At 63.5% G+C, this 8,195-nt stretch carries 7 protein-coding genes; 5 read left to right on the top strand and 2 right to left on the bottom strand.

All coding sequences use genetic code 11. The features are described 5' to 3' along the window. The 5 genes from AB0C34_RS01390 (at position 1) to AB0C34_RS01370 (ending at position 6,545) form a co-directional block, all read left to right on the top strand. Positions 1–2,091, top strand: coding sequence for a UvrD-helicase domain-containing protein (locus tag AB0C34_RS01390; protein ID WP_357066235.1), 2,091 nt, complete (start codon positions 1–3; stop codon positions 2,089–2,091). A 67-nt stretch (positions 2,092–2,158) separates the two neighbouring features. Beyond that, on the top strand, positions 2,159–3,376 hold the full coding sequence (locus AB0C34_RS01385) for an ABC-three component system protein (RefSeq protein ID WP_357066233.1): 1,218 nt from the start codon (positions 2,159–2,161) through the stop codon (positions 3,374–3,376). Between the two features lie 39 nt (positions 3,377–3,415). Continuing rightward, a complete protein-coding gene (locus AB0C34_RS01380) occupies positions 3,416–3,901 on the top strand; it encodes a three component ABC system middle component (RefSeq protein WP_357066230.1) in 486 nt (161 codons plus the stop codon). A gap of 5 nt (positions 3,902–3,906) precedes the next feature. Then, positions 3,907–5,880, top strand: coding sequence for a DUF3732 domain-containing protein (locus AB0C34_RS01375; RefSeq protein WP_357066228.1), 1,974 nt, complete (start codon positions 3,907–3,909; stop codon positions 5,878–5,880). Between the two features lie 341 nt (positions 5,881–6,221). Continuing rightward, positions 6,222–6,545 (top strand): helix-turn-helix domain-containing protein, encoded by a 324-nt coding sequence (locus AB0C34_RS01370; protein ID WP_357066225.1) that lies wholly within the window; start codon positions 6,222–6,224, stop codon positions 6,543–6,545. Positions 6,546–6,776: 231 nt separating this feature from the next. Here the strand turns inward: AB0C34_RS01370 and AB0C34_RS01365 are convergent, their stop codons facing one another. Both AB0C34_RS01365 and AB0C34_RS01360 read right to left on the bottom strand, forming a co-directional pair. Continuing rightward, positions 6,777–7,019: a hypothetical protein gene (locus AB0C34_RS01365; protein WP_357066223.1), complete on the bottom strand. Its 243-nt coding sequence runs from the start codon at positions 7,017–7,019 to the stop codon at positions 6,777–6,779. A gap of 67 nt (positions 7,020–7,086) precedes the next feature. Then, the gene (locus AB0C34_RS01360; RefSeq protein WP_357066221.1) at positions 7,087–8,166 is read right to left on the bottom strand and encodes a metallophosphoesterase; all 1,080 of its coding nucleotides are present in this window, start codon (positions 8,164–8,166) and stop codon (positions 7,087–7,089) included. Between the last annotated feature and the right edge of the window lie 29 nt (positions 8,167–8,195).

The raw sequence follows: 8,195 nt of genomic DNA, 5'->3' as shown, positions 1-8,195 counted from the left end.
ATGGCAACGCTCGGCATCCACAAGGAGTTTCTGCTCGACTTCGCCAAGCTGGAACCCCCAGTCCGCAAACGTGTTTCGGACCTGTTCGAGAAGTTCCCCACGACGATCAACACCGGCGCGCACCTGGAGAAGATCAACAACGCGCAGAACAGCCGCTACCGCTCGGTCCGGATCGACAACTTCTGGCGCGGTATCGTCCTGGCCCCGAAGGACGGTAGCGATACGTACATGCTGCTGAAGGTGCTCCCGCACGACGACGCCTATCAGTGGGCGTGCCGCCGCCAGATCACCGTCAACACCGCCGACCACTGCATCGAAATCCGTGACGACGACGCGATGTCAGAAGCGCTGCCGGTCATCGAAAAGGTCGCGCACGACGCACCGACGCGGCTGCTCGCTCATGCCAGCGACACCGATCTGCGGAGGTTGGGCGTCGACGAACAGACCCTCCGGTTCGCCAGGGCGCTGACCGATGCCGAGCAGCTCGATGCCGCGCGCGAGTATCTGCCCACCACCCAGTGGGAGGTGCTCTACGGCTTGGCGGCCGGCTACAGCCCCGACGAGGTGTGGGCGCACCTGGGCGCTGACGCCCTTGACGAGGCGCCCGTCGACGCTTCCGATCTCGATGCCGCCATCGCCCGCAGCCGAAACCGAGTAGTGCTCGTGGACGGGCCTGAGGAATTGATGCAGGTGTTCGCTGATCCGTTCGCCTTGTGGCGGATCTACCTTCATCCGACCCAGGAAGCGCTGGTCAAGGCACGGTTCACGGGTCCCGCGCGAGTGAGCGGCGGACCCGGCACCGGCAAGACCGTCGTCGCACTACACCGAGCGCACGAGCTGGCCAAACGCGGCGCGGGCCCGGTACTCGTCACGACGTTTACCGCGAACCTCGCCGCGAGCATGGCGGACAACTTCGAGATGCTGGTCGACAGTGAGGGAGTCCGAAACCTCATCGCCTTCACTCATATCGACAAACTCGCCAACCAGGTCGTGAGCGAGCTACACGGCCATTTGCGGATACTCGCGTCGGAGCGTGAAGCCGAGATGTGGGAGCTGATCAGCCAACGACTGGACATCGGGCTCTCCGCGGCTTTCCTGGCCGACGAATGGCGACACGTAGTCCTGGCCAAGCAATCGACCAGCCTCGACGACTACCTGACCGCCAGCCGAGCCGGTCGTGGCAAACGTCTCGGTCCACGCCAGAAGGAGCGTGCCTGGGCAGCAATCGCCGCGTTCGAGAAGCAGCTCCGCGATGACGATCTATGGACCCACGAAACAGTCGCCAGGGAAGCCGCGCGAATCCTGAACGAGCGCAATGACAAGCCGTATCGCCACATCATCGTGGACGAGGCGCAAGACCTGAACCCGGACCAGTGGCGGATGCTCCGCGCCGCCATAACGGAAGCGGACGACGACATCTTCCTCGCTGGAGACACCCACCAGCGCATCTACGACTGTCGTGTCAGCCTGCGGGAGGTAGGCATCAATATCGCCGGCCGTAGCCGCCGCCTCCCCATCAACTACCGCACCACCGCCGAGACCCTCGGCTGGAGCCTTGCCATCCTGCGCAATGAATCGATCGACGACATGATGGACGGTCTCGACTCGATCGCGGGCTGCCGGTCCGACGTCCACGGGCAAGCGCCTACCTCGATCGGCTGCCGCAATACATCCCAAGAGGTCGCGACAATCGTTGAGACCGTGCGCAAGTGGATCGATGAAGGCGTGTCCGTAGAAGACATCGGCATCGCCGTCCGCGCGAAATGGTACGGCTCGAAGATCGAACACGGTCTACGCAAGGCCGGAGTGAAGGCCGAATTGCTCGGCAAGAGTAGACATTTGGAAGGCGTCGCGGTCGCGACGATGCACCGGATGAAGGGACTGGAGTTCAGATGCCTGATCGCTGCGGGCATCAACGCCAACCAGGTCCCCCAGTCTGCCGCAGTAACCACCGTCGAGGAAGATGAGCACAAGCACGGACTGGACCTACAAAGGGAGCGCTGCCTGCTGTTCGTGGCCTGCACACGTGCCCGAGAACAGCTTGTGGTCACCTGGCATGGGACGCCGAGCCCATTCCTCCAGATCGCGTGACACCGGAGCGAACACCGCCTTCCGTGGACGGCTCGGGCCGAGCTCCGCCGCGGGCTGTCGTCTGGACGTGATCATCTGGCCGGTGGAAAATCATAGGATGGCTCAGGGTTCACATAACGCTGCACCAAACGCAGTCGGCTACCAGCATCAGACCTGGTGGGCCCTGGTGGAATTGCTGCGGTCCGGTCCAGACAGGCCCGATGCGGCCATCAGTCTGGAACTTTTCGACGACATCGCATGGGACAACGCAGGCACACCAACGGAGATGCTGCAGGTCAAGCATCATGAGGGCAAGAGTCGCTCATTGACGGACCGCTCGAAAGACGTGTGGAAAACGCTCCAGGTGTGGATGGACACAGCCTCTCCCGGGGATGCGTACGGCCCCAGTCTCGCATTGGTCACGACTCAGGTCGCCGCACCGGGCAGCGCAATGGCGGCCCTTCGGGCGGTGGACCGCGACGAGGAAGCAGCCGCGGCCCTTCTCGAAGACGTCGCTGACGAGAAGGGGGACAAGGAAACTCTGGCAACGCGTAGACAGTTCCTCGCGCTGGCACTTTCCGAGCGACGAACGTTTCTGCACCGCATTCGGATAGCCGACGGCTCACCTCATGCGGAGGATGTTCAGGCTGCTGTCCGCGCGTGCCTGCAGTGGACACTGCCTCGTGGACACGAGGACTTGTTCTTGGCGATGGTCTGGCAGTGGTGGGACACGCAGGCGCTGGCGCTCCTGCAAGGCCGTCTTACCAGCCTCGACGTTGGCGCGGCCCAGGCGGCCATCGCCGACATACGCGACCGGTTTACCTGCGAGAACCTGCCGACACTCGTACAGCTGGGGGACGTCGACGAGGACGAGATCGGCGAAATGTACCGGGCACACCCATTCGTACAGCAGATGCAGTGGGTCGCATACCCGCCCAAGAACCTGCAGAAGGCAATCGTCGACTACTACCGGGCGTATACCCAGGCGGTGAGGTGGGTCGACGAAGACCTCATCGGCATCGGGGAACTCGAGACGTTCGAACACGAGTTGGTGGATGAGTGGGAGCGCGAATTCGATTGGATGATGGACAGTCTTGACGATGACGCCGACGAGAAAGCGAAGCGGGAGGCGGGCAAGGCCATGCTGCGCACTCTCCTTGGGAATACCGGGATTACGGTCCGGTCCCGCTACAACGAGCCATTCTTCGCAAGGGGGCAGCGCCACATCCTGGCGGACGGGGGGCACATCGGCTGGCATGCGGATTTCAAGAACCGGGTCGAGGAGCTACTCAAGATCCGCATTTGAAACACTTGATCTTCAGGCATCGAGTGGGAGGGAGATGCGGTGACGGTGTCGAGTTCGCGCCCGTCCGTTGTCTCGACGATGCTGAACCCCGCGCTGCTGGCTGCCGTTATCGCCGCCTCGGCGGATGGGCACCAGAAAGAATCGGGCGACGGTGTTCCGTGGATCCTGTCCTTCGTAGTGGCACCGATGGTATTGCATCGTGGTACGCGTGCCGCCCTACCCACGACGACCCGGACCCATCTCGCCACCTGGGTTTCACGAAACCCAGTGCTGCGTGCGAATCTTCCGCAACGCGCGCTGGGCCTTGTCGAGCCGGTTCGCGCCGGAATGAGGTTCGGCATCACCCATGGAATCCTTCGTGTGGATGGTGATCGAGTGGTTGCCATTCCGCGTCGGCGGCCCCGCGGGTTCCAGATGCCGACGGAACTCGACGAGATCCTCCGCAAAGCAAACCTGATGGGCCGCTGGCTATCCAAGACGAATAGTCCGGCGACTGTTCTTGCCGTTCTCGGCATGGCACCCTGATCACCGTGCAGTTGCTCACGATCGTTCTCTACAACGCATCAGGCGCCCGGCGCACCCTGGAGTTCAAGCCGGGATCGCTCAACATCGTGACCGGTGAGTCCAAGACCGGCAAGAGTGCTCTCCTGGACATCGTCGAGTACTGCCTTGGCCGGGACAGCCTCCAGATGTCGATCGGCCCGATCACCAAGACTGTCACCTGGTATGCAGCCTTGTTCGACCTCGCGGGCGGTCGCGCTTTCGTGGCCAGGCCGGCTCCCCGGGTGGGGAAGAGTTCGACACAACTAGCCATGCTCCGGTTCGGAAACGATCTCGAGCCGCTCGACTTTCACGAGCTGGAAGCCGATATGGACTCCAATGCGATTCGTGAGCAACTCGGTCGAAGGATCGGCATCGAGGAGAACCTTCACCAGCCGCCCATCGGCTCCGCTCGAAATGCGGTGGAAGCACACCTGGGCCATGCGACCCTGCTCTGCCTGCAGTCCCAGAACGAGATCGCCAACCGGAACCTCCTGTTCCACCGCCAGGCGGAGCAAGGGATGATCCAGACGTTGAAGGACACCATCCCCTACTTCATCGGGGCGGTTCCACGCGACCAAGCGCTCCGTCGTGCTCAGCTCACCGCCGCCCGGCGCGACTTGCGCGACACCGAAATCCAGTATCGCCGAGCCGAAGAGGCCAGCCAGCTCGCAGAAGCGACGTTGGCGGCGCTGTGGCGCGAAGCGTACACGCTCGGCATGGTCGACGCGCCCGAGCAGCCCGCGCGACCCGCCGCGATATCTGCACTTCAAGTAGCAATCGCCGATCGACAACCGTCTCGCGACGACAGAGAAAGCGCGACAAGGACTTCCGAGCTCGTGCAGGAGTGCGACGATCTGCGCAGTCGGCTGCGAGGTATCGCCGCGGAACGTGAAACACTACTGCAACAGGAGGTTTCCGAGGTCGGCTATGTCGGTGCCGTAGGAACTCAAGCCGCACGCCTGACCAGTTTGAACCTTCTCGGGCTCGCTCCGCACACAGAGACCGATGCGCCCGCTGCCGATTCCGATGTCACGTGCGCCTTTTGCGGCAGCACACTGCCCGATCCCGACCCCACGGTCACCGAGCTGGATCGCAGTCTTCGATGGCTCAACGTTCAGTTGGCCAGCATCGACGCGGCACGTCCAGCACGTCGGGCAGCACTGACGGCATTGGACGATCAAGCCGCACAACTTCGGACCAGGCTCCGCACCGTGGAATCGGCTCTTCGATCGATTAACGCCGGAAATTCAGCCCTTGAGCAGCTACCGCAGGACTCCCAACGCGACTTCACTCGAGGCCGCATCTACGCCACCCTCGCCGCATTGCCCGGTGGCTCGGGCAACGAGCGACAGCGATTGAAGCAGCTATTCGATTTCGCCGCCGATCGTGTCCGTAGATTGGAGGCCGAGCTCGATCCCGCTGAAGAACGTGAACAGCTGACGTCACGGCTGGTCGCGATCAGCCAGGACATGACTCGATGGGCAAACCAGCTGCAACTGGAGCACAGTGGCAGCAACGTACGGCTCGACATGAACCGGCTCACCGTCGTCACCGACACCGAACAGGGTCCCGCGCCGCTGTTCCGAATCGGTAGCGGCGAGAACTGGGTGGGCTACCATCTCGTCGCCCATTTGGCCTTGCACCGCTACTTCGTTCGACAGCGACGCCCGGTGCCGCGAATCCTCATCCTCGACCAACCCACCCAGGTCTGGTACCGCTCCGAGGTCGACCAACGATCCGGTGCACCGAGCGCCGACAGTGACCGCGAAGCCGTGAACAGACTCTTCCACCTGATTCACGATGTTGTGCGGGAACTTGCCCCCGAACTCCAGATCATCGTGTGCGATCACGCCAATCTGGCGGAGGACTGGTTCCAGGAATCGGTTGTCCACAACTGGCGGCACGGGGAGCAGTTAATCCCTCAAGACTGGATCGACGACGTGTCCGGGGCGGGCTCCTAGCAGTCGATCGAAGCGACCGGGAAGCTGCTGAACATCGCCGACTTCGTAGCGGTTCGCTGTGGACACGTAGATCAGATCTCGCCGAAGCGATCTAACGCTGTCCGGGTGTCGTGTACGCCGAATGGGCCACTGACCGGCGCGTCGGCAGCGCAAACCCCGCCCGGGTACCCAAACCGCCGGGGGGTATCACCCGGGACGGCACACGGCCGTGCAAAGACCGCCTGCTCAGGGTTGACTTGACTATTCCGGTCGTAGGGAGGGTTGATCGTGCCACGTCCAGATTCGAGTCGGCCGATCAGACAGGAACGCGGCTGTGAAGGGCCTGGCCCGACGAAGGTGGTGTGGGAGATGACCTGCCTGGCAAGAAGTGGCTCACTCGCGAGGAAGCAGGCGAATACCTCGGTGTTCACCATCGCACCCTCGCGAACTGGGCCGCCAAGGGGCATGGACCTCGCTACTCGAAGCCGTCGGGCAAGTCGTGCATGTATCGACTCGCGGATCTGGACGCCTACCTCGAAGCGCACTTGGCGCAGGTTGTTCTGACGGGCATCATGGGAGTCGCCGTCCGACACGGCGCCCTCACCGCGCGGCAGCACGTTAAACGCCATCGCATCCTTGTGGAGTGTGGTATTACTGGCGTCCTGGTTCCGAAGCGCACCAGCTGATCCGAAACCTGCGTCCTTGGTCCCGTCCTGGTCCCGTCACCGGACTGAAACCGGCTCGATCCCGCTCGGTCTTACTTCATCGAACCTAAATCGTCAAATAATGCTAATGACCAGCACGTATAGGGCGACCTTGCTGATCGGAATCACCTTACGCCCCTTCTCCTTCATACGGTCAACTCTAAGTGACGCGGCAACCGTATTATTCCCGCAGGTCGGCGCCGGCTCGCCGAGCTAGCGTCGCACCACGATGTAGAGCACAAGGACCGCGAGGAACGCGCCAGCCAGGACCACTGTCGACCACCGCGGCCCATGCCGTAGGGAGGGAAGCGGTGATGACCGGAGTCCGAGCCACACGCTGTCCAGGGAGGGGTCGGTCCTGCCGCGGACGTGCGGCGGCGCGTCCACGGGTTCGCCCCCCGGAGAGCCGGAGGAAATCTCGGCTCCGTCGTCGTTGGAGCTATCACCCGGTGCCATGGCCAGAACGGTAGCCGCCGCGCCGGTGGCGCGTCGCAATTCCCGCGCGCCGCATCACGGTTGGCATTCAGGCCAGGCGTCGGCGGAACGCCTCGGTGCCCGCCCCGGTCGTTACGTCGACCGTGTGGACGCGCAGGTCGACCGCGTCCTCGGTCAGCTCGAGCACCATGAAACCGAGCTCGTGATAGTTCTCGAACAACGCGGCGTGCCCCGCGCTCGCGGTGATCCGCGGCTCAGCGCCGACTGTTTTGGCGGCAGCACCGGACACGATCTGCCTGGTGCCCTTGGAGGTGACCGTCGGTTCGAGCACCTGTAGCGAGTGGTCGTGCCCGGAGACGATGAACTGGCACCTACCGATGACGTGGTCTTCGAAGAACCGCTGCACATGCACACCGTTGATCGGCTCGATCGATAGTCCCTCGTAGCGTCCCGCGTCGCCGTGCGGCCCATTGTTCAGATATGGGTGGTGGGTGCAGGCGATCTTCCAGGTGGCGGTCGACTCGGCGAGCGATCGGTCGAGCCAGGCCGCCTGTTCGTTCATGAATTGACCGTGGGCCGCCCAGTACGGCGAGAACATCGGCGGCACGTAGGCGGCCAGCGGGTTGACGTCGAGTACGAAGAACTCGACCACCGGGTTGTGCTCCGGGATTCGCACCGAGTAATAGCGGCTCGGCATCCACCAGCGTGGGGAGTTGGCGTGGTACTCCACCTCGGCGTTGCCGCGCAACAGCCAGCCGCCGTCACCGGCGAGGACGGAACTGTTGTCATGGTTGCCGAGCACCATCAGCCACGGAAAATCGAGACCAGCGTTCGGATGCTCGAACTTGTCGGCGAACTGCACATCGGCCGCGCTGTCGGGGCCGTGCTCGTAGATGTTGTCGCCGAGGCCGAGCGCCACCGAGATCGGTTCGCGGTCGTGGAAAGCGCGCATCGCATCCGCGACCGCCCACTGGGTGCGGGTGCCGGTGCCCGCGTCTCCGGTCACCAGGACGCGCACCCGACGGCCGGTCGGGAAGGGAAACTTGACGGTTCCCTCCGCGACCGGCACTGCCTGCGCGGGCGTGCGGCCCACCAGCGTCGAACCGGCCGCGAGGGTGGCCGCACCGGCCAGAAACTCGCGGCGTCCGACCATGTTCCGATCACTCACGCTTGCCTCCACAGTCATTCGCGCCCCCA

The sequence above is a fragment of the Nocardia sp. NPDC049220 genome (assembly GCF_040647855.1).
Classification (GTDB): domain Bacteria; phylum Actinomycetota; class Actinomycetes; order Mycobacteriales; family Mycobacteriaceae; genus Nocardia.
This window is presented reverse-complemented; position numbering and strand designations above follow the sequence as displayed.

Coding starts and splice junctions, on each gene's coding strand:
- AB0C34_RS01365 (WP_357066223.1), bottom strand. CDS start 7,019: ATGGCACCGGGTGATAGCTCCAACGACGACGGAGCCGAGATTTCCTCC.
- AB0C34_RS01390 (WP_357066235.1), top strand. CDS start 1: ATGGCAACGCTCGGCATCCACAAGGAGTTTCTGCTCGACTTCGCCAAG.